Below are 23,417 nucleotides of genomic sequence, written 5' to 3' on the forward strand. Positions count from 1 at the left end.
TCAGCTCACCAATCCGGTGAAGACGGCGAAGGGAACGGAGAGGAACCCGGCGCAGATCAGCACGGCCACGCCGAGGCCGATCACGCGCGAGGTGGTGATGCCCAGGGTCTGGGTGGCGCTCCACAGGCCGTGGCGGATGTGGAAGCCCAAGGCCACCACGGCGACTGTGTACGCCAGCACCACGTACCAGAGCTGGAAGTCGGCGACCACGTTCGCGTAGATCTCGCCGGGCACGCCGTGCGGGTTGGCCCACCCGACGGTGAGGTCGAGCAGGTGGTAGACCACGAACAGGGCGATGATCACGCCACCCCAGCGCATGGTGCGGGCCGCGTAGCTGCCCTGGACGCGTCTGCGGTGCTCGTACTTGCCGCGCGCCTTCCGCGACTTGACGGTCAACTGGTAGGCGGCGAGGAAGTGCAGGGCGATGACGCCCAGCAGTCCGATCCGCATCGGCCAGACCACGCCGATCTCGCGCAGGAAGCGGCCGTAGCCGTCGATCGCCTCCGCGCCGGAGAAGACCGCCAGGTTCCCGATCATGTGCGCGACGATGAACAGCAGCAGCGCGGCGCCGGTGACCGCCATGACGGCCTTCTTGCCGATGGTGGTGCGGTAGAGCCCGATCGTGTCCACGGGGTGACGCTATGAACACCTGTGACAAGTCGTCCAATACATCGTTAGTTGCCAGAAGATAGCCTGAGGCTATGACGCTCCAGCAGCTCGTGTACTTCCTGGCAGTGGCCCGGACTCGGCATTTCACGCGGGCCGCCGCCGAGGCGCGTGTGGCGCAGCCCTCACTTTCCAAGCAGATCCACGCGTTGGAGAAGGAGCTCGGGGCGGAGCTGTTCAGCCGGGCGCGCGGGAACGTGACGCTGACGCCGGCCGGTGAGGCCCTGCTGCCGGTGGCGAGCCGGATCTTGTCCGATGTGGATGCGGCCCGGCTCGAGGTGGCCGAGCTGGTGGGGCTGCGGCGGGGGCGGGTGCGGGTGGGTGCGACGCCGAGCCTGTGCGGCAGCCTGTTCGCGGATGTGATCAAGAGGTACCACGACGCGTACCCCGGGATCCAGGTGTCGGTGACGGAGGGCGGGTCGCGTGACCTCGTGCAGGCGTTGGAGGCGGGGCAGCTGGACCTGGCTCTGGTGATCGTGTCGCCGGCGGACGCGGAGCGGGCGTTGACCGTGGTGCCCGTGCTGCGGGAGGAGCTGGTGGTCGCGTCCGCGGAGCCGTTGGGCGTGCCGCGGATGCGGTTGACGGACCTGCGTGACCAGCCGTTGGTGATGTTCCGGCCGGGGTACGACCTGCGGGAGACGACGTTGACGGCGTGTCGGCGGGCGGGGTTCGAGCCGCGGTTCGCGGTGGAGGGCGGCGAGATGGACGCCGTGCTGCGGTTCGTGGAGGTCGGGTTGGGGGTGGCGATCGTGCCGAGCACGGTGTTGGCCACGCGGTCGTTGCACAGCACGCCGTTGGCTCCGAGCACTTCGCGGACGGTGGCTCTGGCGCACCGGACGGATGTCGCGCCGACGTCCGCGAGCCGGGCGTTCCAGACCGTGCTGCTGGGGTTCCTGCGTGGGGCGGAAATGCCTTTGGGAGTGCACCTGGTGAGGTCGTAGGGTCCGGTCCGTGCTGATCCGACGCGAGACGCCGGCCGATGTCGAGGCCATTCATGCCGTGACCGAGGCCGCTTTCGCGGCGCGACCGGGCGGGGAGGCGTGGCTGGTGGGGGCGCTGCGTGCGGACGTCGGGTGGATCCCGGCGTTGTCGCTGGTGGCGGAGGTGGATGGCGCGGTGGTCGGGCACGTGGTGTGCACGCGTGCTTCTGTGGGTGGTTCGGCCGCGCTCGGGTTGGGTCCTTTGAGCGTGCTGCCGTCGCACCAGCGGATCGGCGTCGGCACGGCGTTGATGCACGCCGTTTTGGGTGCCGCGGACGCCCTTGACGAACCTTTGGTCGTGCTGCTGGGCGACCCGGCCTACTACTCCCGTTTCAGCTTCCGCCTGGCGTCCGACCTCGGCATCACCCCGTCGGCCGAAGAGTGGGGCCCGTACTTCCAGGCCCGCACGCTCAACACGTACACCCCGGCCCTGACCGGCCCTTTCACGTACGCCGAACCCTTCTCCCGCCTCTAACCCCCGCGCGAGTCCTACGTTCAGAACCCGTGAGTCGTACGTTCAGGACCACCGTGTCCTACGTTCAGGACCCCCGAATTCAACGCTCAGAACAGCCGGCCGCGGCGTCACGACGTTCTGAGCGTTGAATTCGGGGTACGCGAACGTAGGACTCACGGGTCCTGAACGTAGGACTCACGGGGTCTGGGGGTTCGACACGCGGGGCCTGAGCGTTCGACTCGCGCGGGGGTTACCAGGTTTCCGGGGGTTCGGCGAAGGCCTTGGCCAGGTCTCGGGTGAGGGGCAGGGCTTGGCGGAGCCAGCTCTCGGTCGCGCCGGCCATGCCGCAGGTCGGGGTCGGGACGGCGTGCGTGGCGAGGATCGTGCGGGGGAAGCCGAGGCGGTCCGCCAGGGTCAGGGCGGGGTTGGCCAGGGATTTCAGGATGCGCGCCGTTTTGGGGTCGGTGCGCGGACGTGTGGGGTCGGTTCGCGGCGTTGTGGGGTCGGTGCTCGGGATCAGGCCCAGGAACAGCTGGGTCTGCGCCTCCCACGCCTCGCCCACCTCGTCCCACATCGTCTCGTCCAGGATCGTCAGGTCGAACGAGATCCCGCGCGCACCCGCCTCACGGATCAAGGTGATCGGCGGCTTCGGCGCACAGCAGTGCACGATCACGTCCGCGTCCACGCCCTCGATCACGGCTTGCAGCACGGCACGCGCGTTCGGCCCCGGAACGGCGGCGACCGTGCCCAGCTTCGACGGCGTCGGCAGCAGACCCTTCAACACCGCGGGCAACGCCGGCTCGTCCAGCTGCACGACCACCTTCGCGCCGGTGCGCTTGGCGACCTCGGCGACGTGCCGGTTCAGCCCCTCCGTGAGCGACTCGGTGAACTCGCGCAGCGCGCCCTTGTCCGTCAGCACCCGGTGGCCGCGCATCAGCTCCACGCTCGCGGTGAGCGTCCACGGTCCGGCGACCTGCACCTTGACCACCCGCGGCGGCGTGGGCTCGGCGGCCTCCTCGAACGCGTCCAGGTCACGGCGCAACAGGTCCACCGCGCGCCGGTGGTGCCGACCGGGGTGCGCGGCAGTCCGGTAGCCGCTCGGCACCACCTCGACCGGCAGGTCGACCAGGATCGCGGCGGTGCGGCCGATCATGTCCGCGCCGACACCTCGAGCCGGGAGTTCGGGCAGGTGAGGGAGGTCCGGGAGTTCGCCGAGAACGATCCTGGCGGCCTCCTGGGGGTCGGTTCCGGGTAGCGAGCCGATGCCGGTTGCGGCGCCGGCGGACCAAGGGAGGGCATCCACCCGGACAGTCTCCCACTCGGACCACTCGGCCGTTCGGGACCAAAAAGGTCTAGACCCATTGACGGTGTGGTCCAGACCACCTAACGTGACGTTGTCGGTGCCGAGAGTGGCCAGAGCGCCAGGGGGCACCGCCCACGACGTGGTGTGGGGGCGTGCCGCGCCCCACGCTCCCGCACCACTCCCAAGCTCAGCCCAGCAGGATCAGCACGCCGATCCCGATCAGCACCACCGGCAGCACCACGTGCCCCCAACGGCTCAGCGCCCGCGCGACGACCGGCCTGGTCGCGAAGAAGCGCCCCGCCGCGCACCACACGCCCACCAGCACCAGGAAGACGATCACGTACGCGGTGATCCCGGTGGTGGCGAACACCGGCACGTACACCCCGATGTTGTCCCCGCCATTGGCGAACGTCACCGCCGCCACCCCGAGCGCGCCGGACGCCACCGGTTCGGCGTCCTCCCCGCCGCGCCACGCCTGCCACGCCGCCTTCACCCCGAGCGCCAACGGCAGCAGCCCCAGCCACGGCAGCACGGACGCGGGCAGCAGCGACGCACCCCAAGCGGCGGCCACCGCGACCACCAGGATGCCGACGAAACCCAGGTACTGGCCCAGCACCACCCGCCACGCCGGCACGCCCCGCGAGAAGAACAAGGCCAGCAGCACGAGGTCGTCCACGTTGGTCACCGCGAACAAGCCGACGGCGCGAAGGATGTCCTGCACCGGCGAAACCTTAAAGTGCACGGATGAACGGACCCGCGGACATGCTCGCCAACGACGCCGCGTCGGCCGCGCTCGGCATCCGGGCGCTCGAACTCGGCGAAGGCACCGCCCGCCTCGCCATGACGGTCACCGACCTGATGGTGAACGGCCACGGGATCGGCCACGGCGGCTACGTCTTCCTGCTCGCCGACACGGCCTTCGCCTGCGCGTGCAACCGCCACGGCTCGGTGACCGTGGCGGCGCAGGCGGAGATCGATTTCATCGCCCCCGTGCACGCGGGAGACGAGTTGGTGGCCGAAGCGGTGGAGCGGGCCAGGTTCGGCCGGAGCGGTATCTACGACATCACCGTGCGCCGTGGCGACCAGGTGGTGGCCGAATTCCGCGGCCGGAGCCGGACCCTCAGGCCGAACGGCGCAGACCCAGCACCTGAAGGGTGATGAACCCGAGCACGGCGACCGCTTGGGCGACGATCAGGAAAACGCCCAGCCCGGTCACCGGGAACCACCCGGCGAACGCGGTCAGGAAGCTGTCCAGCACCCACACCGAATTGCCGATCACCACCACCGCGACCAGTGGGCGAATGGGCCGCAGACCGAGGATGAAAACGCCGACGCCATAGCCGAGCAGGAACACGCTGAGCCCGATCACGAGCCCGTGGGGCAACCCCGTCGGGAGGTCGTTGAACAGCAGGGCCATCAGACCGAGCCCGGCCGAGGCGACACCGTCGAGCTTGAGGGCGAAGCGGAGCAGACCGTCGTTGCGGACCTGAGGTGCCTGAGTTGTCGTCATGGCCCAAAAGCTATGGTCAGGTCCACTGCCATCGGTACGCCAAGCACTGCCAACGGCTGCCAGTGTTCAGCTCACGACCTGGGCTGAAAGGTCTTCCGCCACCAGTCGAGCGCCCGCGTTCTGCCAGTTGTGCAGCGTCCGCTCCGGCACCTGGTTCACGAACCACGCCAACGCCCGCCGCGCCTCCGGATCGAGGTCCTCGCGCTTGGTCCGCATGCTGTACGGCCGGATGCCGACCACGTAGTAGAAGTACAGCGCGTTGTAGTGCCGCCATTCGTCGCTGGTGCCGAACTCGCCGTCCCGAGGTTTGAGCCGGAGAATGCTCTCCATCAACAACGACTTCAACTCCGCCGCACGTTCCAGCGGTTGGTCGGACGCACCCCGCGCGGCCAGCCGGGCGTCGATCACCGGCAATTCGGTCAACGGGCTGGCGACCAGCTTGCCCAGGTCGCCGTAATTGCTCAGGGCGCGCCGGGTCAGCTTCACGAATTCGGTCTTGTCCAACGGCGCACGGCGGGGCAGCGCCTCGGCCGCGTCACGCAGTTCGGCGCGCGAAGCGGCCACCTCGGGCACCGCCACCTTGTCCACCAGCAACGCCAGCGGGTTGGCCAGCACCTGCACCGCGATCGCGGCGGCGACCGTCCCGTACAGCAGCGGCAGCAGCCGGTCGTCCAGGAACAACGCCACCTGCCCGCCGAACACCCCCGCCAACCCAGCCGACGTGAGCAGCGAGCGCACCATGTCCGCCCGGATCGCCTCGCCCTCGTCGAACGCGTCCGCCACGGCCACGATCACCCCGAACACCAGCAGGTCGACCCCCGCCGACGCGAGCACCAACGCCTCGGGCAGCACGTCCACCGCCACCACCGCGCAGCTCAGGCCGAACAGGATCGTCGCCGCGCCCAGCAACGCCCGCCGCAACCGCAGACACAGCACCAGAGCGGCGGCCAACGGCACCAGCACCACGAACGGCGCGAAGTAAGCCGCCACCAGCAACGGCAGCGCGCTCCACCGCCACCAACGCTCATAACGCACCGGCAGCCAGCACACGACCACACCCGTCCACGCCACCGCGGACACCGCCAACAGCATCGGCGGCACCGGCAGGACGAGCACCAGCGCGTAGTTGAGCAACCCGATCGAGGCACGCTGGAGCAGCGGTTTCCGGGGATCGCGCACGAGCAGGTAGAGGCCGAGCCACCAGGCGAGGCCGAAGGTCACCACCGACACCGCGATCACCCGCCGATACTACGGTTGCCGGGGCTGGGACGATGTCGCTCATGCCGGTCGAGCTGACCCTCCGCAAAGCCGCCGAAGAGGTCGAGCGCGGTGACCTCGCCAGCGTGCTGCGCGCGCGGCAACGCCTGATCGGGCTGGTCACGAGCTTCCCCGACCGGCTGGACCTGCGCGACCGCCTGGCGGCCGTGTGCCGCTTGCTCGGCGACGCGGCCCAGGCCGGCCGCTGGAGCTACCTGTCCGAGGTGCGCGACGAGGCGGAAGTGGCGGCGTTCGAACGCGCGTACCGCACGCCGCTGGCCCGGCTGGGGGCGTTGAACTGGGTGAGCGGCGAGTCCGGCGCGGCCACCCCGACCGCACGGGAACGGTTGGCGGCGTTGCAGTCCGCGTCCAACGCGCAGCTGCGCGCGGAACTGGCGGTGGCCGACGACCGCGACTCGTCGTGGGGCACGAATGCGTTGGTGCTGCTGGGTTTGGTGGTCGTGCTGCTGTGCTTCGTGGTGGGCGCGGTGACCCTCGTCATGTGGGTCTACCGGTGGTTCACCGGGTGAACGGGCGCATGCTGGTGGGATGACTGCCGACGTCACCGCCGCCGCCGACCGGATCCGCCCGTACGCCCGCCGCACCCCGTTGTGGCGCACGGAGGTCGACGGCCGGCCGATCGTGCTCAAGCTCGAACACCTCCAGCTCACCGGCTCGTTCAAGCTCCGGGGAGCGCTGAACACCCTGCTCGCCGCCGGTTCACCTGATCGCGTGGTCACGGCGTCCGGCGGGAACCACGGTCTGGGCGTGGCGAAGGCCGCGCAACTGCTCGGGCTGCACGCCACCGTGTACGTGCCGGTGAGCGCGCCGGAGGGCAAGGTCCGGCGGATCGAGGCCGCGGGCGCGAAGCTGATCCGGCACGGCGACACGTACGCGCAGGCCGTCGTGGCGGCCCACGAAGCGCCTGGCTTCTACGTTGAGGCGTACAACGACCCGATCGTTGTCGCAGGTCAGGGCACGGTCGCGGCCGAGGTGGTCGCCGACGCGCCGGACGTGGACGTGATCGCGGTAGCGGTCGGCGGCGGCGGGTTGGCCGCGGGCACGGCGCTGGCGTCGGGTCTGCCGACGATCGCGGTCGAGCCGGAGCACTGCTGCGCCCTGCACCACGCGCTCGCGGCGGGAATGCCGGTCGACGCCGAGGTGGACTCGGTCGCCGCGTCCGCGTTGGGCGCCACTCGGGTGGGTGACGTTCCGTTCGGGATCCTCTCCTCCCACCCGGTGACGTCGGTGCTCGTGTCGGACGACGAGATCCTGGCCGCCCGGGACCGGCTGTGGGAGGAGTTCCGGCTGGCCGTCGAGCCGGCGGCGGCCGTGCCGTTCGCCGCGTGGCTGGCCGGTCGGGTGCCAGGCGACCTCCCGTGCGTCGTGCTGTGCGGCGCGAACACCGACTGGACCCCATGATCACGCCAGGTGGTCCGGCAGGCGGAACACCGGGAACAGGCCGGGGTCGTGGAACAGGGTGATCCGGCTGATGCCCGCGCCCGCGAGGGTGAGCACCATCAGCGCGTGCGCCAAGTGCTCGCCCTTCGCGTCGCGCATGTAGACACCGAACGCGGGCTGTCCGTTGGCCTGAGTGGGCACCATCCGCATCGCGCCAGGGGTGCGCAGCCGGGTGGACAGGAACCGCTCGACGTTCGTCCGGCCGGCGAACCAGGTGGGGATCGGCGGCATCTCCAGCACCGCGTCCTCGGTCAGCAGCCGCACCAGCCCCGGCATGTCTGCGTTCTCGAACGCGGTCGCGTACCGGTCGACCAGGGCGCGCCGGTCCGGGTCGGTCGGCTGGACGACCTGGTCCTCGGCCGGGTCGGCCTCGGCGAGGCGCGCACGGGCCCGCTGGAGCGCGCTGTTGACCGCCGCCGTGGTGGTGCCGAGCAGTTCGGCGACCTCGGCCGCACGCCAGGCCAGCACGTCACGCAGCAGCAGCACGGCCCGTTGCCTCGGTGACAGGTGCTGCAAGGCGGCGGCGAACGCGAGACGGGTGATGTGCCGCGATTCCACGGTCGTCGCCGGGTCTGCGGGCGTGGAGCCGAACAGCGCGTCGGGGATCGGCTGCAACCACGGAATTTCGGGCTGTTTCGGCGCCAACGGGGCCTCCGGGTCGTCACTGGGGCCGGCTAGCCCGGACGGCATCGGACGGCGGGCCCGGCGTTCCAACGCCTTGAGGCACGCGCGGGTCGCGATCCGGTGCAGCCAGGTGCGCAGCGAAGACCGTCCCTCGAAGTTCGGGTAGCCGCGCCAGGCCAGCAGGTAGATCTCCTGGACCAGGTCCTCGGCCTCGTGGACCGAGCCGAGCATCCGGTAGCAGTGCGCCAGCAACTCCCGCCGGAACGGATCGGCGGCCGTGACGAAGTCCTCGTCCGCCGCCCGGGTCGTGGATGACACCACTGCTCCTCTCACCGCCCGCCTGCCTGCCCGCGTCGACCGGGCAGGCAGGCGGCGCGGAAGCCCTACGCGAATCGGTAAGAGCCGACCAGGGTGGCCGCGGACCGGTCCACCCCGTCGACCAGCCGTTCGCCGAGCGCTTCCTGGAACTCCTTGAACGCGGGCAGGTCCACCAGCGGGCTCGTCTCCCCCTCGGACACCGCGAGGTGCATGAACGTCACGCCGTCCGCCAGCCGGAACGTCGCATAGCGCAGGCCTTCCGGTCGGCCCTCGTCCAACTGGGCGAACACCTGCCGCACCAGCCGCTCGTTCTCGTCGGCCACCTCGGCACGCGTCTCATAGCGAATCACGACCATCGAGCCCATCTGCTTCCCTCCGTATCGCGGCGGGACATCCGCCGCCTGCCGGTACAGATCCGGGAAGTCGGGAAAACTCATCGCACCGGCCATCGCCTACGTTCCGAGTCGTACGTCGTAGTGCCGCTCTGCGCCCCACGCGGTGGCACGGCACCGTGAACCACGCTTGATGGCATGACGTCGACTCGCTTCGCCTACCGGGTGGCCGCGCTGCTGTTCCTGTCCGGCCTGGTCCACCTCGTGGTGTTCGCCGTGGACGGCGGTCCGTGGGAAGGGCCGGTGTCGTGGCGCAAGGCGGTGACGTTCGGCCTGTCGTTCGGGCTCACGCTCGCCACCTACGCGTGGGTCGGCGCACGGCTGCGCCTGCGTCCGGGCTGGGTGTGGCTGTTCACCGCCGCCTCCGTGCTGGAGGTGACGCTGACGACGCTCCAGGCGTGGCGGCGGGTGCCGTCGCACTTCAACGAGGCCACGACGTTCGACCAGGTCGTCACCCGCGGGCTCACGGCGGGCGGCGTGATGCTCATCGTGTCGGTGGTCGCGCTGACCGTCACCGCGTTCACCGCCCGGCACCTCGCGCCGAGCATGCGACTGGCCGTGCGGGTGGGCACGACGACCCTCGTGGCGGCGTTGGCGTTCGGCGGGCTGATGATCGCCGAACGCGGCGGCTCGTGGAAGCTCGCGCACGGCGTGGCCATGCACGGCGTCCTGCTGCTGCCGGCCCTGGCCTGGGCCTTGGCCCTCACCACCACGTGGAGCGAACGGCGACGCAGCCGGACCGTCGCACTCGCGTCGGCCGGCTACTGCGCCCTCATCGTCGCCGCGGCCGGCTACAACGCGCTCGTCTGACCTTCCCCGACGCCACCGCCCGCCGCGGGACGGCACCGCACTCGATCCCCGAAAGACTCCACGACGCGCTCCTCCGAGCCACGCGCCTGCGGCGGCACCTCGATCTCCCGCTGCGCCGCCGGGTCCAACAGCTCGACCCGCTCGACCAAGACCTCCACCTCGGCGATAAGCCCCGCCCACTCGGGCCGGTGCAGGCGCTCCCGCACCACCCAGCGCAGCGTGCGGACCTCCGCGCGCAGCCGTTCGAACTGCTCCGGGTCGAGACGTTGCGCGGACGGGTGGTCGAGCTTGCTCGCGACCACCCTCACCCGGGTCCCTACATCCACCAGCGACCTCCGGCGTCGTGCGTTGTCATGCGGCACATGCGCAGTGTCTCAGGCGACACCGACAAAACAACGACGCCTACCGTCAGCGGGTGGTGCTGATCGTCGCGCTGGCCAGCACGAGGTCGCCCGCGACCGGGTCTTCCCGGTACACCGCGACCGCCTGACCAGGCGCGACACCGCTCAACGGCGCGCGCAGCCGGACCAGCAGCTCGCCGTCCACGACTTCGGCAACTGCGGGCGCGAGGCCACCGTGCGCGCGCACCTGGGCGACGCACTCCACCGGACCGTCGAACTCGATCCGGGTCACCGGCCGCCGCGCCACGATCTCGGACACCTGGAGCTTCTCCGCCGCGCCGACCCGCACCGTGCCGCTCACGGGCTCCAGCGACAGCACGTACCGGGGCCGTCCGTCCGGCGCGGGCGCGTCGATGCCCAGGCCCTTGCGCTGGCCGACGGTGAACTCGTGCACGCCCACGTGCTGCCCGAGGACGGCGCCGGTCTCGTCGTCCACCAGGACGCCGGGCTGCTCGCCGAGCTTGCGGGTCAGGAAGCCCTGCGTGTCGCCGTCCGGGATGAAGCAGATGTCGTGGCTGTCGGGCTTCTCCGCGACCTGGAGCCCGCGCTCGGCGGCCTCGGCGCGCACCCGCGCCTTCGTCGAGTCGCCCAGCGGGAACATCGCGTGCGCCAGCTGCTCGCGGGTCAGCGAGGCCAGCACGTACGACTGGTCCTTGCCGTCGTCGGCCGAGCGCCGCAGCTCGATCACGCCATCCACAGTGGACAACCGGGCGTAGTGCCCGGTGCAGACCGCGTCGAAGCCGAGCGCGATCGCCTTGTCCAGCAACGCCTCGAACTTGATCTTCTCGTTGCACCGCAGGCACGGGTTCGGGGTGCGGCCGGCCGCGTACTCGGCCACGAACTCGTCCACGACCTCCTCGGTGAACCGCTCCGCGAAGTCCCAGACGTAGAACGGGATGCCGAGCACGTCCGCCGCGCGCCGCGCGTCCCGGGCGTCCTCGATGGTGCAGCAGCCGCGGGCGCCGGTGCGCAGCGTGCCGGGCTTGGCCGACAACGCGAGGTGCACGCCGGTCACCTCGTGGCCCGCATCGACCGCCCGCGCCGCGGCCACGGCGGAATCCACCCCGCCGCTCATCGCCGCCAGCACCCGCATACCCGTCACACCTCCGCTGTCGTCTGACTCCCGGCCCGGCCGGCCGCAGCAGTCGTCTGATTGTCGGCCCGGCCGCCGGTCGTCTGATTGTCGGTCTGGCCGACGGTCGTCTGATTGTCGGCCCGGCCGACGGAAAGCCTCTTCAACCCCGCGATACCCGCCGTCCGCGCCCGCTCCACCACCGGCCCGATCACCTCGGCCAGCCTCCGCACCTCCGCCGCCGTCGACGTGTGGCCGAGCGTGAACCGCAAAGACCCGCGGGCCAACACCGGGTCGACACCCATCGCCAGCAGCACGTGGCTGGGCTGCGCCACACCCGCCGTGCACGCCGAACCGGTCGAGCACTCGATGCCCTTGGCGTCCAACAGCATCAGCAGGCTGTCGCCCTCGCAGCCGGGGAACGTCAGGTGCGCGTTGCCGGGCAGCCGGTGCACCGGGTCGCCGTTCACCGCGACGTCCGGCACGACCCGCCGCACGGACTCCACCAGCTCGTCCCGCAGCGCGGCCACCGAAGCCGCCGTCGACAGCTGGTGCTCCACCGCGTGCCGCACCGCCGCCGCCATGCCGACGATCGACGGCACGTCCAGCGTGCCGGACCGCACGTCCCGCTCCTGCCCACCGCCGTGCTGCAACGGCGTCGTCGCCACGTCACGCCCGAGCAGCAGCACGCCGACCCCGTAGGGCCCGCCGACCTTGTGCCCGGTGAGCGTCAACGCCGACACGCCCGACCCGGTGAAGTCGACCGGCAGCGCGCCGATGGCCTGCACCGCGTCGGTGTGGAACGGCACCGCCTGCGCGGCGGCCAAGGCGGCCAGCTCGCGCACCGGGTTGACCGTGCCGACCTCGTTGTTCGCCCACATCGTGGTGACCACGGCGACGTCGTCGTCCAACGCGTCCGCCAGCACCTCGGGCCGGATCCGGCCGAGCCCGTCGGGCTCCAGCCACGTGACCTCGGCGCCCTCGTGCTCGGCCAGCCACTGCACCGCGTCCAGCACGGCGTGGTGCTCCACGGACGACGCCACCACCCGACGACGCCGGGACGTGCGGCGGGACCAGTAGATGCCCTTGACCGCGAGGTTGTCGCTCTCCGTGCCGCCGCTGGTGAAGATGACCTCGGAGGGTCGCGCGCCGAGGGCGTCCGCGATGTCCTCCCGGGCCTCCTCGACCGCCCGCCGCGCCCGACGCCCCGAGGTGTGCAACGACGAGGCGTTGCCCGTGGTGGACAACGCCCGGGTCATCGCCTCGATCGCCTCGGGGAGCATGGGGGTCGTGGCGGCGTGGTCGAAGTAGGCCATCAGTTTTCCAGGGTAGCCCGGCGCAGCCTGCCCGCGAGCACCGCACCGAGCACCGAGACGCCCACCATCAACAGGTCGAACGGCAGCACGGCGGCCGTGGGGGCGGCGGCCGAGGCGATGGTGGTGATCAGCACACCGCCCAGTCCGACCAGCAGCGCGGCGCCCAGCATGTCGCTGATCTGGAGGGCCGAGGAGTTGAACCCCCGGTCGACCTCGGACGACGCGCCCAGCGTGAGCACGCTCAGACTGGACATCGCCATCCCCATCCCGGCTCCGGCGACCGCCCACAGGATCGGCGTGGCCCAGGCCGGGCCCCACGAAGGTGCGATGAGCGTCACGCCGGAGATGCCCACGGCGTTGAGCACGAACCCCCAGCGGACCAGCTTCTCGCGCGGGATGTCCGGCCTGCGCGACTGCCACCAGGCGGCGCTGGACCAGCCGAGCGCGCTGAGCGTCAACGGGATGCCGGCGGCGATGGCCGAGTAGCCGTGCACGGCGGTCAGGGTGAGCGGGATGAACGCCTCGGCGGCGAAGAACGAGCCGGCCAGCAGCCCTCGGGCCAGGATCGTCACCGGCAGGCCGCGACGCGCGGTGAGCGTGCCCTTGGGCAGCAGCACGCGCAGTGCGGGAGCCAGCGCGACCAGCCCGGCCGCCCCGATCGCCAGGTTGACGGCAGTCGGGTGCTGGGCCGCCCAGCTCAGGGCCGCGACACCGAACCCGGCGCCGAGCGCGGCCAGCGGAAGTCCGCGCCGGGTGTTCTGGTCAGGCGTGTGCGGGGGCAGGTTCCGCAGCACGGGCACCAGCAGGAACACCCCGATCAGCACGAACGGCGCGAGCCCCAGGAACACCCACCGCCAGCTCACCACCTCGGTCAGCCACCCGGACACCGCCGGCCCGACCAGCGACGGCACCACCCAGGCGGACGCGAGCATGCCGAACACCGTCGGCCGGTCCCGTTCGGGGTAGACGAGCCCGATCAGCACGTAGACCGCGACCACCTGCGCCCCGCCGCCGATGCCCTGGAGCACCCGGCCGAGGAGCAGCTGGGTCATGTCCTGCGCGAGACCGGCGACGATCAGGCCCACGAGGAACAGCGTGGGCCCGATGAGCAGCGACGGTCTCGGCCCGCGCAGGTCGCTCAGCCGCCCGGACAGCACGGTGGCGACCACGCTGGCGGCCAGGAAGGCCAGGAACGGCCACGCGTACATCTCGTTGCCGTCGAGGTCCGCGACCATCCGCGGCATGGCCGTGCTGACACCCATGTTCTCGAACGCGAGCAGCGTGACGAGAAGGATGATCCCGACCGTCGGCCCCCGCCGTTCGGGCGTCCACAGATTGCTCTTACCGGTCGTCTCCGCTGTCGTCGTCACGGCTCAATGGTTCAACCTCTACCCGGGTGGAGGTCAAGGCCATATGACGCAGGTCGGCCAGGTGCGCAATCCGGGCCATGACGCCGTCCCAGCGCCGCCTCGCGACCGCGGCCTCTGGCAGTGCACCTGAGGCCGAGTCGCGGGTGACGCCGGTCAGCCACCCGCGTCCGGTCAGGCCGCCCGGGTCCGGTCGGCCACCGCGTGCACCGGTTGCACGGGCAGTTCGACCGACCCGAACGCGACCCGTTCCGACTCCTGCTGGACGAGCGCCGCCAACTCCCGGCGCGTCGACGCACGACCCGGCGCGACCTCGTCCAGCACGTGCACCTCCACCACCAGCCCACGCGCGCTCAGCACCCGTCGCATCGAGTCGACCAGCGTGTCGGACCCGATGAACGCCGGCCGCGTGGACGGCGTCGTGCCCTGGAGGTACCGCAGCACCACGGGCCGCACCGGCACACCGGCGTCCAAAGCCGCCTGGAACAGCGCGGGCCGGTAGCGGCCGGACGCCACGCCGCACCACGTCGTCCCCTCGGCGTGCACGCCGACCGCCGCGCCGTCACGCAGCGCCGCGGCCAACTCGGCCACCGTCCCCGGCAGCAGCGACAGCCGCTCCCGGTCCAGGTAGACCGTGCGCGCCGCGGTGATGAGCCGACCGAGGACCGGCCAGTCCCGGATGTCCCGCTTGGCCACCAGCCGGATCGGCTGCACCGCGTCGATCGCCAACTCGTCCAGCCACGACACGTGGTTCGACACGACCAGCACACCGCGTCCCGGGTTGTCCTGGAACACCGGCCCGATCACCCGCAGCCGCACGCCGAACGCCCCCAGCAGCGCCCGGAACCACCGCCGCAGCAACACCGTCCGGGCGTGCCCGCGAACGCACAGCACGGCCAGGACCACGAGAGCGCCACACAGCATCACCGTCGTCGCCGCCATCGCCCGCCACACCGCCCGGACCACCCCGACCGACGCCGACGAGTGGTCCACGCACCCGTCACCACAGGGCGAGACGGGCATCCACGGGTGCTTCGCGCTCACGCCGTCTCCCCGAGGAAGAACTTCAGATAACGCTGGTCCACCCGCTCCATGCCCAGCAGCACCGGCAGGTCGGCCACGCCGAAGTCGGCGTCCAACGCCGGCCGCCCGCACACCCACGCGCCCAGCCGCAGGTACCCCTTGAGCAACGGCGGCAGCACGGTCTTGTCCGGCCGCGCGACCGAGTCCACGTCCCAGGGCGTCAACGGCGTCACGCGGTACTCCTCGGGCGCGTGGTGCTTGGCCGCCACGACGTCCCACACGCCCGCCGCGAACGACCCGCCGTCGTGCAGCGGCACGGACGCGCAGCCGATCAGCCACGAGTGCCCGGAAAGCAGCATGTACCGGGCGATACCGGCCCACACCAGCGACACCACGGCGCCGTTGCGGTGGTCCGGGTGCACGCACGACCGCCCGGTCTCCACCAGGGACGACCGCAGGGGGTCCAGGGCGGACAGATCGAACTCGCCGTCCGAGTACAGCCGCCCGGCCTCGGCGGCCCGCTCCGGCGGCAGCATCCGGTACGTGCCGACGATGTCGCCGGTCCGGTCGTCCCGCACCACCAGGTGGTCGCAGAACTGGTCGAAGTAGTCGACGTCGTGCCCCGGCACGGAGGTGCGCAGCACAGCGCCCATCTCGGCGGCGAACACCTGGTGCCGCAGCCGCTGCGCGGCCACGACCTCGTCGCTGTCACGCGCGACCAACAGGGAGTAGCGCGGCGCGTCGGAAGCGGCGTCACCGGTGCTGACAAGCAGTTGCGGCTGCGTCATGGGTCTGGTCTACCGACCGGTTGGCGACCGGGAGCAGGTCGTTCCGATGACGCCTCAATGGCAGGTCGGTTAAACCCTGGTGAGGCCGCGAACGACACGGGGGCCGCGCCACCGCGGTGGCGCGGCCCCCGTGGGGTCCGATCGGACGAACGTGCAGGTCAGCCCTTGCGCTTGCCGACCTCGTCGGTGAGCTGCGGCGCGACCGCGAACAGGTCGCCGACGACACCGAAGTCGGCGATCTCGAAGATCGGCGCCTCCGGGTCCTTGTTGACGGCGACGATGGTCTTGGACGTCTGCATGCCCGCCCGGTGCTGGATCGCGCCGGAGATGCCCAGCGCGATGTACAGCTGCGGCGAGACCGTCTTGCCGGTCTGGCCGACCTGGAACTGGTGCGGGTAGTAGCCGGAGTCCACCGCGGCACGGGACGCGCCGACGGCCGCGCCGAGGCTGTCGGCCAGCTTCTCCACGACCTCGAAGCTCTCCGCGCTGCCGACGCCACGACCACCGGACACGACGACCGAAGCCTCGGCCAGTTCCGGGCGGTCGCCGCCGACGACCGGCTCGCGGCCGGTCACCCTGGTGACCAGCGCCGGGTTGGCGGCGGGCGCCTCGACGGCCTGCTCGACCGCGTCGGCCGGGGACTCGGTGGCCTCCACGCCGCCGGGCCGCAGGGCGATGACCGGGACGCCGTTGGTGACCTTGGACTTCACCGCGTAGTCGCCACCGAAGATCGACTGCGTGGCGACGCCCTCGCCGTCGATGTCGACGGCGTCGTAGAGCAGACCGGAGCCGAGGCGCACGGCCAGCCGGCCCGCGACCTCCTTGCCCTCCAGCGTCGCCGCGACCAGCACGGCCGCCGGCGACGAGGTGCCCGCGACCGCGGCGAGCGCGTCCACCTTCGGCGTGACCAGGTGGTTGGCCGCGTCCTCGGACTCCACCGCGTACACCTTCACCGCGCCGTAACGGCCCAGCGATTCCCTCACCTTGCCCGCGGTGCCGGGCGACCCCACGACCACCGCGGCCGGGTCGCCGAGACGGCGCGCGGCGGATAGAAGCTCAAAGGTGACCTTCTTGACCTCGCCGTCGACGTGGTCGACGAGGACCAGGACTTCAGACATTCGATTCCCCGCCTTCAGATGAGCTTCTGGTCGACCAGGTACGCGGCGATCTTCGAACCGCCGTCACCTGCGTCCTCGACACGCTGACCGGCGCTGCGCGGCGGCTTCGGAGCCGCCTCCAGCACCTGCGACCAGGCGGCGCCGAGACCGACCTCGCCCGCGTCCAACCCGAGGTCGGCGACCGTGAGCGTGGTGACCTTCTTCTTCTTGGCCGCCATGATGCCCTTGAACGACGGGTACCGGGGCTCGTTGATCTTCTCGGTCACGCTGACCACGACGGGCAGGCTCGCTTCGAGGTGCGAAACGCCCTCGTCGGTCTCCCGCTCGGCCTTGATGGTGGAGCCCTCGACGGTCACCTTGCGGACCTGCGTCACCTGCGGCACGCCCAGCAGCTCGGCCAGGATCGCCGGGATCGCGCCCGCACGGCCGTCGGTGGACTCGTTGCCCGCGATGACGAGGTCGAAGCCGTCGAGCGTGCCGATCGCCTTGGCGAGCACCTTGGCGGTGCTGAGCACGTCGGAGCCGTGGAGGGCTTCGTCGGAGACGTGGACGGCCTTGTCCGCACCCATGGAGAGCGCCTTGCGGATCGCGTCGGTAGCGCGGTCGGGACCCATCGCGACGACGGTCACCTCGCCGCCGTGCGCCTCCTGGAGCAGCAGCGCCTCTTCCACGGCGCGCTCGTTGATCTCGTCGAGCACGGCGTCCGCGGAGTCGCGGTCGAGGGTGTGGTCGGCGTCGGCGAGCTTGCGCTCGGACCAGGTGTCGGGCACCTGCTTGACCAGGACGACAATGTTCATGGGTCCTCTTCGACCTCCTGCGGACGGGCGGCGACGCGGGTTGGCGACGGTAGTTGCCTGCGGTCGCCGGATTGTTCGTGACCCTGCCATGTCATCACCGCGTTGGCATGGTGGTGTCGGCCACCCCGATGTTACCCACGAGTAGCCGGGGTGCAAACAGGAGCAAGCACCCACGACGCGTGATGATGCTCACTGACGGCAAGAGCGCATTCGGACAATGTCGTACCTCTCGACGGCGGCGTTACAGACCCTCCCCCTACTCGACTAGGTTCGAACGCATGTTCCGGCGAGTAGCGATTGTCACGGACTCCACCGCGTGCCTGCCGCAGCAGTTGACGGACCAACTCGGGGTTCGGGTGGCGCAACTCCAGGTTCGCATCGGATCCGTGGTGGACGACGAGGCCCGCGTGCCCGTGCCGAAGCTCGTGGACGCGATGCGCGGGCAGGTCGACGTCGGCACCTCGCCGCCCGACCCGGGCGCGTTCTTCTGGGCGTACTCCGACGCCGCCGCTTCGGGCGTGGACGCGATCGTGTCCCTGCACATCTCGACCGCCCTGTCGCAGACCGTGGAGGCGGCACGTCAGGCCGCCACGCAGGTGCGGGTGCCGGTGCACGTGGTGGACACGCAGACGTGCGGCATGAGCCTCGGGTACGCGGTGGTCGCCGCCGCCACCGCGGCCGCCGCGGGCGGTGACGCGAACCGGGTGCTGGCCGCCGCCCAGCACAGCCTCCGCAACAGCACCGAGCTGTTCTACGTGGACACGCTCGAATACCTGCGGCGCGGTGGGCGGATCGGCCGGGCCGCCGCCCTGCTCGGGTCGGCGCTGTCGATGAAGCCGCTGCTGACCGTGGCCGACGGGCAGATCACGCCGCTGGACAAGGTGGTCGGCGGTGAGCGCGCGATGCGCAAGCTGATCGACATCGCGGTGAAGCGCGCGGGCCGGGAGGCGGTGGACATCGCGGTCGAGCACTTCGACGCGTCCGAACGCGCCGGGAAGGTGCTCGAAGCGCTGCGCGAGAAGCTGCCCAACGTGCGGCGGTTCCTGGTCACCCAGGTCAGCTCGGCGATCGGCGCGCACGTCGGCCCGGGCGCGCTCGGCGTCACGGTGTCGCCCGTCTAGCGTCACCCGTTCAGCCAGTTCAGGAACTCGGAAACGGGTTTGAGCGTTGAGCTGACAGGGAAGGAGGTCCGTATGGCATCTCTGTTCAGCAAGATCGCCGAGTTCGCCCGCAGTCCCAAGGGCCGCCGCATCACCGACCAGGTCAAGCACGCGGCCAACGACCCGCGCAACCGGGCGAAGGCGCAGCAGCTGCTGCGCAAGTTCCGCAAGCGCTAGTTCCCGAGAGCCGGTTCCCCGCCCAGCGCGGGCTTCGGCGTGTCGACCGCCTGTCTCGGCAAGTCACGGACCACGGGCGTGTCGCGGACCACGTGCATGTGGCGAACTTCGTCCTGCCGCACGGGTTCCTCGGGTTCGGGGTCCGGTTCCGGGTCCGGCACGAGGGACAGCCTGGGCCGTGACGGCTCGGACGGCGGCAGTGCCGGCGGGATGCCCATGACCGGGTTGCGGTGGATCGGCCGGGTCGCGAAGTCCGCCGGCAGCCGCCGCAGGTCGATCATCGGCGTGAACCGGTCTGTCGGGTCTGTCCGGTCTGTCGTCGACGGTGTGGGCGCGGCCTGCGGGGGCGGCTGTTCGCGGTCACGCCTGAGCACGACGGACGTCAGCAGACAGCCCAACGCGAACGCCAACGCGCACAACCCGACCACGAACACCACGCCCGACACCACCGCACTCCCCTCAAGCACCGACGCGCCGCCCGTCAGTGCCCGTCTGCTCCGAACTCGCCCGCGAACCTTTCCGCGCCGAACCCTTCGGCTCCTTCTGCGCCGAACCCGTCTTGGCCGAACCGGTCTTCGCCGACCCACCCGAGGCGGGACCCACCTGGGCCGCGTCCTGCTGCGCGGAACCGCCCTGCACCGAACCCGTCTGGGCCGAACCCGTCTGGGCCGGTCCCACGGGTTCCGCGCTCACCCGTGCGGAACCCGCCTGTGCCGAACTCGTCTGCGCCGGGCCCACCTCGGCCGGACTCACCTGAGCCGGACTCGGCTGCCCCGAACTCGGCTGGACCGCGCTCACCTGAGCCGCACTCACCTGAGCCGTGTTCACGTCGGCCGCGTTCACCTGGGCCGCACTCACCTGCTCCGGAGCCACCTGCCCGGCGCTTGCCTGCCCGGCGCTTGCCTGCCCATCGCCTACCTGCCCGGCGGTCGCCTGCGCCGCGGTCGTCTGCTCGGGAATCAGGTTCGGCACCCGGTCCGCCGCCTCGTCCAGCGCGATCCGGGCCGCCGCGACCTGCGCCGCCACCGTCTGGCGCAGCTCACGCAGCGCATCCGCCTGCTGCTGGATCTCGGCAGTCCGCCGCGCCGTCTCACGCACCGCGAGCTTGATCAGGAACGCCGCCCGCGCCTTGACCAACTGCTCCTGCTCCGCGAAGTGCCGCTCGGCCTCGTGCCGCTGCCTGGCCATGGTCAGCTCGAAGAAGTTCTGCGCCTTGGTCCGCTTGGCGTCGGACTCGGACTCCAACCGACCACACCGCTCCTCGGCCTCCCGCACCAGCCGCTCACCCTCCCGCTCGGCCTTCACCACGGCGGCGGCGCACTCGGCAGCGACCTCCTCCGCGCGTGCCTTGAGGTGCGCCTCGACCTCCACCTGACGGCGTTCCAGGTCGACTTCGTGCTGCTCCAACTCGGCGGCCCGACGGTTGGCGGCCTCACGCTGCTCACGGGCGCGGGCATCGGCCTCGGCGCACCGCTCCGCCAGCTCGTCCTCCACCCCGCGCCGGTACTCCGCCATCTCGGCCTCGGTGCGCTCACGCAGGGCCGCGACATCGCGCTCGGCACGCAGGCGCAGGTCGTTCGACTCCTCCTCGGCCATCATGAGCATCCGGTGCATGCGCTCGCCGGCGCCCGTGGTCGTGCTGGGCGACATCTCCAGCCGCTCGATCCTGGTCCGGGCGTGCTCCAGGTCGCGCCTGGTCATCTCCAGCAGCTTGCGCAGGTCGGCCGCCTGGGCCAGCGCCTCGGCGCGGTCGAGGCCGAGGTACTTGAGCTGTTCTTCGAGGTTCTCCAGGTGCTCGATCACCTGACCCCGGTGGAATCCCCGGTAGACCACGTCGAAACCCGTGTGCAGCGGAACAATCTCCGGCTCTTTCGCACCCATGGCGGCCCCACTCGTCTGAAGATTGGCCGAGGTGCCGAGCGTAAGGCACCCGAGCGGCTCGTGACCACCCTCGACTACCCGCTCCGGACACCGTCCATGCGCGCCGCTGGCAGCGGAAACACCTATGGGGAAGATCTACTCAGGATCGCCGGACGTCACCCGATAGTGTTATTTGGACAAAGGAATCCACCGAAAAAGAATGCGTGCCGCGATAATCACCAACCTTCGGCAATCCATAAGTTCACACGAAACAGTGACGTCTCAGTTGGCGGGCGATGCCTACCCGTGAGTAACGAGGAACTAGGCTGGTCGGGTGACCGTCGAGCCGCTGCCCCTCACCGGTGAGCGCACCGTCCCCGGCATCGCCGCCGAGAACTACTGGTTCCGGCGGCACGAGGCGGCGTACCTGGATCTGGTCCGGCACTGCGCCGGCGTGGTCGTGCTGGAGGCCGGCTGCGGCGAGGGTTACGGCGCCGCGTTGATCGCCGAGCACGCCGCGCGGGTCGTCGCGCTCGACTACGACGAGATCACCGCCGCACACGTCGGCCGCGCGTACCCGGAGCTGGCCGTGCTGCGCGGGAACCTCGCGTCGCTGCCGCTGCGGGACGCGAGCGTGGACGTGGTGGCGAACCTCCAGGTCATCGAGCACCTGTGGGACCAGGAGGGCTTCCTCGCCGAGTGCGCGCGGGTGCTGCGGCCCGGTGGGCGGCTGCTGGTCACCACGCCCAACCGGATCACGTTCTCCCCCGGCCGGGACACCCCGCTCAACCCGTTCCACACCCGTGAGCTGGCACCCGCCGAGCTGGCCGAACTGCTGGTCGGCGCGGGCCTGCGGGTCGAGGTGCTGGCCGGTCTGCGGCACGGCCCCGGGCTGCGCCGGCTGGACGAGCGGTTCGGCGGGTCGATCATCGACGCGCAGGTGGCCGTGGTGGTGGAGGGCGGCGAGTGGCCCGCCGACCTGCTGGGCGCGGTGGCGTCGGTGCGCAGCGAGGACTTCGAGATCACCACCGACGACCTGGACGCGAGCCTTGACCTCGTCGCCGTGGCGGTGCGCCCGTGACGCACGAGGGGATGTTCTGCCTGGTGCTGCACAGCCACCTGCCGTGGCTCGCGCACCACGGCGCCTGGCCGGTCGGCGAGGAGTGGCTGTACCAGGCGTGGGCGCACTCGTACCTGCCGGTGGCGGACCTGCTGGAGCGGTTCGCCGCCGAGGGCCGCGAAGACGTGCTCACGCTGGGCGTCACGCCGGTCCTGGCCGCCCAGTTGGACGATCCGTACACGCTGCGGGGTGTGCACGACTGGCTCGGGAACTGGCAGCTGCGGGCGCACAGCGCGTCGTCCCGGCTGCCGGACCTCGCTTCGCGCGAGCACCGTTCGTCAGCTTGGGCGTTGGAGCGGTTCGAGACGCGGTGGCGGCACGGTTTCTCGCCGTTGCTGCGGTCCTTGGTGGACTCGCGGGTGGTCGAGCTGCTGGGCGGACCGGCCACGCACCCGTTCCAGCCGCTGCTCGACCCCCGGCTGCGGGAGTTCTCGTTGCGGACCGGGCTCGCGGACACGGCGTACCGGATCGGGTCGACGCCGGAGGGCATCTGGGCGCCGGAATGCGCCTACGCGCCCGGTCTTGAGGACGACTACGCGCGGGCCGGTGTGCGGCGGTTCCTGGTGGACGGGCCGTCGCTGCGCGGCGACACGTCCGCCGGTCGGCCGGTCGGCTCGTCGGACGTGGTGTGCTTCGGGCGTGACCTTGAGGTGTCGTACCGGGTGTGGTCGCCGAAGGTCGGCTACCCGGGCGACCCGGCGTACCGGGACTTCCACACCTACGACCACCCCAGCGGGCTCAAGCCGTCCCGGGTGACGGGGAAGAACGTCGCGCCGTCGGACAAGCGGCCGTACGACCCGGAACTGGCGGCGGACGCCGTGCAGCGGCACGCGGCGGACTTCGTGGACACGGTGGTGCGGCGGCTGCGGGCGTTGAAGGAGCAGCACGGCAAGCCGTCCCTCGTGGTCGCCGCGTACGACACAGAGCTGTACGGGCACTGGTGGCACGAGGGTCCGGCGTGGCTGGAGGCGGTGCTGCGGCTGATGCCGTCGGCGGGGGTGCGGGTGACGACGCTGCGCGGCGCCGTCGAGGCCGGGCACGTCGGCACGCCGGTCGAGCTGCCGCCGTCGTCGTGGGGCACGGGCAAGGACTGGCAGGTGTGGAACGGGCCCCAGGTCGGCGACATCGTGGACGGCAACGCTTCCGTGCAGCGGGACCTGCTCGCGCTCGACTTCTCGGGTGTGGTGCGCGACCCGGTCGCCGACCAGGCGGTGCGCGAGGCGCTGCTGGCGTTGTCGAGCGACTGGGCGTTCATGGTCACCAAGGACTCGGCCGCCGACTACGCCCGGTACCGGGCCAAGCTGCACGCGGACCGGTTCGCCGAGCTGGCGGCGCTGCGGCGGGCCGGACGCGGGCAGCGGCGGGCGGCCGAACTGCGGCGGGTCGACGGTCCTTTCGGGCACCTCGACGCGCGGGGGTTGGCCCTGTCGTGACGGTGCGGAG

27 protein-coding genes are annotated in these 23,417 nt (G+C 71.3%); 11 read left to right on the forward strand and 16 right to left on the reverse strand.

The genetic code is table 11. From position 1 onward, the window contains the following. Nucleotides 1–630 (reverse strand): succinate dehydrogenase cytochrome b subunit, encoded by a 630-nt coding sequence (locus tag F4560_RS25805; protein WP_312869477.1) that lies wholly within the window; start codon nt 628–630, stop codon nt 1–3. Nucleotides 631–701: 71 nt separating this feature from the next. Here F4560_RS25805 and F4560_RS25810 point away from each other — a divergent pair, with 71 nt between their 5' ends. Together F4560_RS25810 and F4560_RS25815 are read left to right on the forward strand one after the other, a co-directional pair. After that, entirely contained in the window at nt 702–1,607 is a 906-nt protein-coding gene (locus tag F4560_RS25810) for a LysR family transcriptional regulator (protein WP_184924015.1), read from the forward strand. Between the two features lie 10 nt (nt 1,608–1,617). Beyond that, nucleotides 1,618–2,121, forward strand: coding sequence for a GNAT family N-acetyltransferase (locus F4560_RS25815; protein ID WP_184924017.1), 504 nt, complete (start codon nt 1,618–1,620; stop codon nt 2,119–2,121). Nucleotides 2,122–2,350: 229 nt separating this feature from the next. Here F4560_RS25815 and F4560_RS25820 read toward each other — a convergent pair whose 3' ends face one another. After that, the gene (locus F4560_RS25820) at nt 2,351–3,403 is read right to left on the reverse strand and encodes a methionine synthase (RefSeq protein ID WP_184924019.1); all 1,053 of its coding nucleotides are present in this window, start codon (nt 3,401–3,403) and stop codon (nt 2,351–2,353) included. 187 nt (nt 3,404–3,590) lie between these two features. Further along, a complete protein-coding gene (locus F4560_RS25825) occupies nt 3,591–4,124 on the reverse strand; it encodes a cadmium resistance transporter (protein WP_312869478.1) in 534 nt (177 codons plus the stop codon). A 23-nt stretch (nt 4,125–4,147) separates the two neighbouring features. Here F4560_RS25825 and paaI point away from each other — a divergent pair, with 23 nt between their 5' ends. Next, nucleotides 4,148–4,561: a hydroxyphenylacetyl-CoA thioesterase PaaI gene (paaI, locus tag F4560_RS25830; RefSeq protein ID WP_184924024.1), complete on the forward strand. Its 414-nt coding sequence runs from the start codon at nt 4,148–4,150 to the stop codon at nt 4,559–4,561. On the opposite strand, the gene F4560_RS25835 is transcribed toward paaI, so the two are convergent. After that, nucleotides 4,524–4,913, reverse strand: coding sequence for a hypothetical protein (locus F4560_RS25835; RefSeq protein ID WP_184924026.1), 390 nt, complete (start codon nt 4,911–4,913; stop codon nt 4,524–4,526). The genes paaI and F4560_RS25835 overlap by 38 nt on opposite strands. Nucleotides 4,914–4,979: 66 nt before the next feature. Further along, the gene (locus tag F4560_RS25840; protein ID WP_184924028.1) at nt 4,980–6,152 is read right to left on the reverse strand and encodes a hypothetical protein; all 1,173 of its coding nucleotides are present in this window, start codon (nt 6,150–6,152) and stop codon (nt 4,980–4,982) included. 41 nt (nt 6,153–6,193) lie between these two features. On the opposite strand from F4560_RS25840, the gene F4560_RS25845 reads away from it, so the two are divergent. After that, nucleotides 6,194–6,700 carry a DUF6584 family protein gene (locus F4560_RS25845; RefSeq protein WP_184924030.1) on the forward strand — a complete coding sequence of 169 codons (507 nt, stop codon included), beginning with the start codon at nt 6,194–6,196 and terminating at the stop codon, nt 6,698–6,700. A gap of 19 nt (nt 6,701–6,719) precedes the next feature. Further along, nucleotides 6,720–7,592 carry a serine/threonine dehydratase gene (locus F4560_RS25850; protein WP_184924032.1) on the forward strand — a complete coding sequence of 291 codons (873 nt, stop codon included), beginning with the start codon at nt 6,720–6,722 and terminating at the stop codon, nt 7,590–7,592. Here the strand turns inward: F4560_RS25850 and F4560_RS25855 are convergent, their stop codons facing one another. Both F4560_RS25855 and F4560_RS25860 read right to left on the reverse strand, forming a co-directional pair. Further along, on the reverse strand, nt 7,593–8,573 hold the full coding sequence (locus tag F4560_RS25855) for a sigma-70 family RNA polymerase sigma factor (protein WP_184924034.1): 981 nt from the start codon (nt 8,571–8,573) through the stop codon (nt 7,593–7,595). It lies immediately after the preceding gene. A 65-nt stretch (nt 8,574–8,638) separates the two neighbouring features. After that, entirely contained in the window at nt 8,639–8,938 is a 300-nt protein-coding gene (locus F4560_RS25860) for a hypothetical protein (protein ID WP_184924037.1), read from the reverse strand. A 165-nt stretch (nt 8,939–9,103) separates the two neighbouring features. Here F4560_RS25860 and F4560_RS25865 point away from each other — a divergent pair, with 165 nt between their 5' ends. Then, the gene (locus F4560_RS25865) at nt 9,104–9,775 is read left to right on the forward strand and encodes a hypothetical protein (protein ID WP_184924038.1); all 672 of its coding nucleotides are present in this window, start codon (nt 9,104–9,106) and stop codon (nt 9,773–9,775) included. Here the strand turns inward: F4560_RS25865 and F4560_RS25870 are convergent. The 8 genes from F4560_RS25870 to F4560_RS25905 all read right to left on the reverse strand — a co-directional run bounded on the left by F4560_RS25870 (nt 9,757) and on the right by F4560_RS25905 (nt 17,657). Next, nucleotides 9,757–10,083, reverse strand: a complete 327-nt coding sequence (locus tag F4560_RS25870) for a hypothetical protein (protein WP_184924040.1) — start codon at nt 10,081–10,083, stop codon at nt 9,757–9,759. The two genes, F4560_RS25865 and F4560_RS25870, sit on opposite strands and share 19 nt — an antisense overlap. A 100-nt stretch (nt 10,084–10,183) precedes the next feature. After that, entirely contained in the window at nt 10,184–11,269 is a 1,086-nt protein-coding gene (gene mnmA, locus F4560_RS25875) for a tRNA 2-thiouridine(34) synthase MnmA (RefSeq protein WP_184924043.1), read from the reverse strand. 5 nt (nt 11,270–11,274) lie between these two features. Beyond that, nucleotides 11,275–12,564, reverse strand: a complete 1,290-nt coding sequence (locus F4560_RS25880) for a cysteine desulfurase family protein (RefSeq protein ID WP_184924045.1) — start codon at nt 12,562–12,564, stop codon at nt 11,275–11,277. Then, complete coding sequence (locus F4560_RS25885; RefSeq protein WP_184924047.1) at nt 12,564–13,934, reverse strand: MFS transporter; 1,371 nt, start codon at nt 13,932–13,934, stop codon at nt 12,564–12,566. Before F4560_RS25885 ends, F4560_RS25880 begins: the two co-directional genes overlap by 1 nt. Before the next feature lie 171 nt (nt 13,935–14,105). Next, nucleotides 14,106–14,975, reverse strand: a complete 870-nt coding sequence (locus F4560_RS25890) for a lysophospholipid acyltransferase family protein (RefSeq protein ID WP_312869479.1) — start codon at nt 14,973–14,975, stop codon at nt 14,106–14,108. After that, on the reverse strand, nt 14,972–15,742 hold the full coding sequence (locus tag F4560_RS25895; RefSeq protein WP_184924049.1) for a GNAT family N-acetyltransferase: 771 nt from the start codon (nt 15,740–15,742) through the stop codon (nt 14,972–14,974). The genes F4560_RS25890 and F4560_RS25895 overlap by 4 nt, the downstream gene beginning before the upstream one ends. Before the next feature lie 158 nt (nt 15,743–15,900). Further along, a complete protein-coding gene (locus tag F4560_RS25900) occupies nt 15,901–16,860 on the reverse strand; it encodes an electron transfer flavoprotein subunit alpha/FixB family protein (protein ID WP_184924051.1) in 960 nt (319 codons plus the stop codon). Nucleotides 16,861–16,874: 14 nt separating this feature from the next. Continuing rightward, complete coding sequence (locus F4560_RS25905; RefSeq protein WP_184924053.1) at nt 16,875–17,657, reverse strand: electron transfer flavoprotein subunit beta/FixA family protein; 783 nt, start codon at nt 17,655–17,657, stop codon at nt 16,875–16,877. Nucleotides 17,658–17,935: 278 nt separating this feature from the next. Between F4560_RS25905 and F4560_RS25910 the strand changes: the two genes are divergently transcribed. Together F4560_RS25910 and F4560_RS25915 are read left to right on the forward strand one after the other, a co-directional pair. Beyond that, nucleotides 17,936–18,778, forward strand: a complete 843-nt coding sequence (locus F4560_RS25910) for a DegV family protein (RefSeq protein WP_184924055.1) — start codon at nt 17,936–17,938, stop codon at nt 18,776–18,778. Nucleotides 18,779–18,850: 72 nt separating this feature from the next. Further along, on the forward strand, nt 18,851–18,994 hold the full coding sequence (locus tag F4560_RS25915) for a hypothetical protein (RefSeq protein ID WP_184924057.1): 144 nt from the start codon (nt 18,851–18,853) through the stop codon (nt 18,992–18,994). Here F4560_RS25915 and F4560_RS44960 read toward each other — a convergent pair. After that, entirely contained in the window at nt 18,991–19,440 is a 450-nt protein-coding gene (locus tag F4560_RS44960; RefSeq protein WP_184924059.1) for a hypothetical protein, read from the reverse strand. The two genes, F4560_RS25915 and F4560_RS44960, sit on opposite strands and share 4 nt — an antisense overlap. Between F4560_RS44960 and F4560_RS46695 the strand changes: the two genes are divergently transcribed. The 3 genes from F4560_RS46695 to F4560_RS25935 are packed head-to-tail and all read left to right on the forward strand — an operon-like array spanning nt 19,322 to nt 23,407. Further along, nucleotides 19,322–21,220: a pentapeptide repeat-containing protein gene (locus F4560_RS46695; protein ID WP_376775430.1), complete on the forward strand. Its 1,899-nt coding sequence runs from the start codon at nt 19,322–19,324 to the stop codon at nt 21,218–21,220. The genes F4560_RS44960 and F4560_RS46695 overlap by 119 nt on opposite strands. Further along, nucleotides 21,189–21,935 (forward strand): class I SAM-dependent methyltransferase, encoded by a 747-nt coding sequence (locus tag F4560_RS25930; RefSeq protein WP_184924063.1) that lies wholly within the window; start codon nt 21,189–21,191, stop codon nt 21,933–21,935. Before F4560_RS46695 ends, F4560_RS25930 begins: the two co-directional genes overlap by 32 nt. A gap of 11 nt (nt 21,936–21,946) precedes the next feature. After that, nucleotides 21,947–23,407: a 1,4-alpha-glucan branching protein domain-containing protein gene (locus tag F4560_RS25935; protein ID WP_184929392.1), complete on the forward strand. Its 1,461-nt coding sequence runs from the start codon at nt 21,947–21,949 to the stop codon at nt 23,405–23,407. Nucleotides 23,408–23,417 lie beyond the last annotated feature (10 nt).

This window comes from Saccharothrix ecbatanensis (assembly GCF_014205015.1).
Lineage (GTDB): Bacteria > Actinomycetota > Actinomycetes > Mycobacteriales > Pseudonocardiaceae > Actinosynnema > Actinosynnema ecbatanense.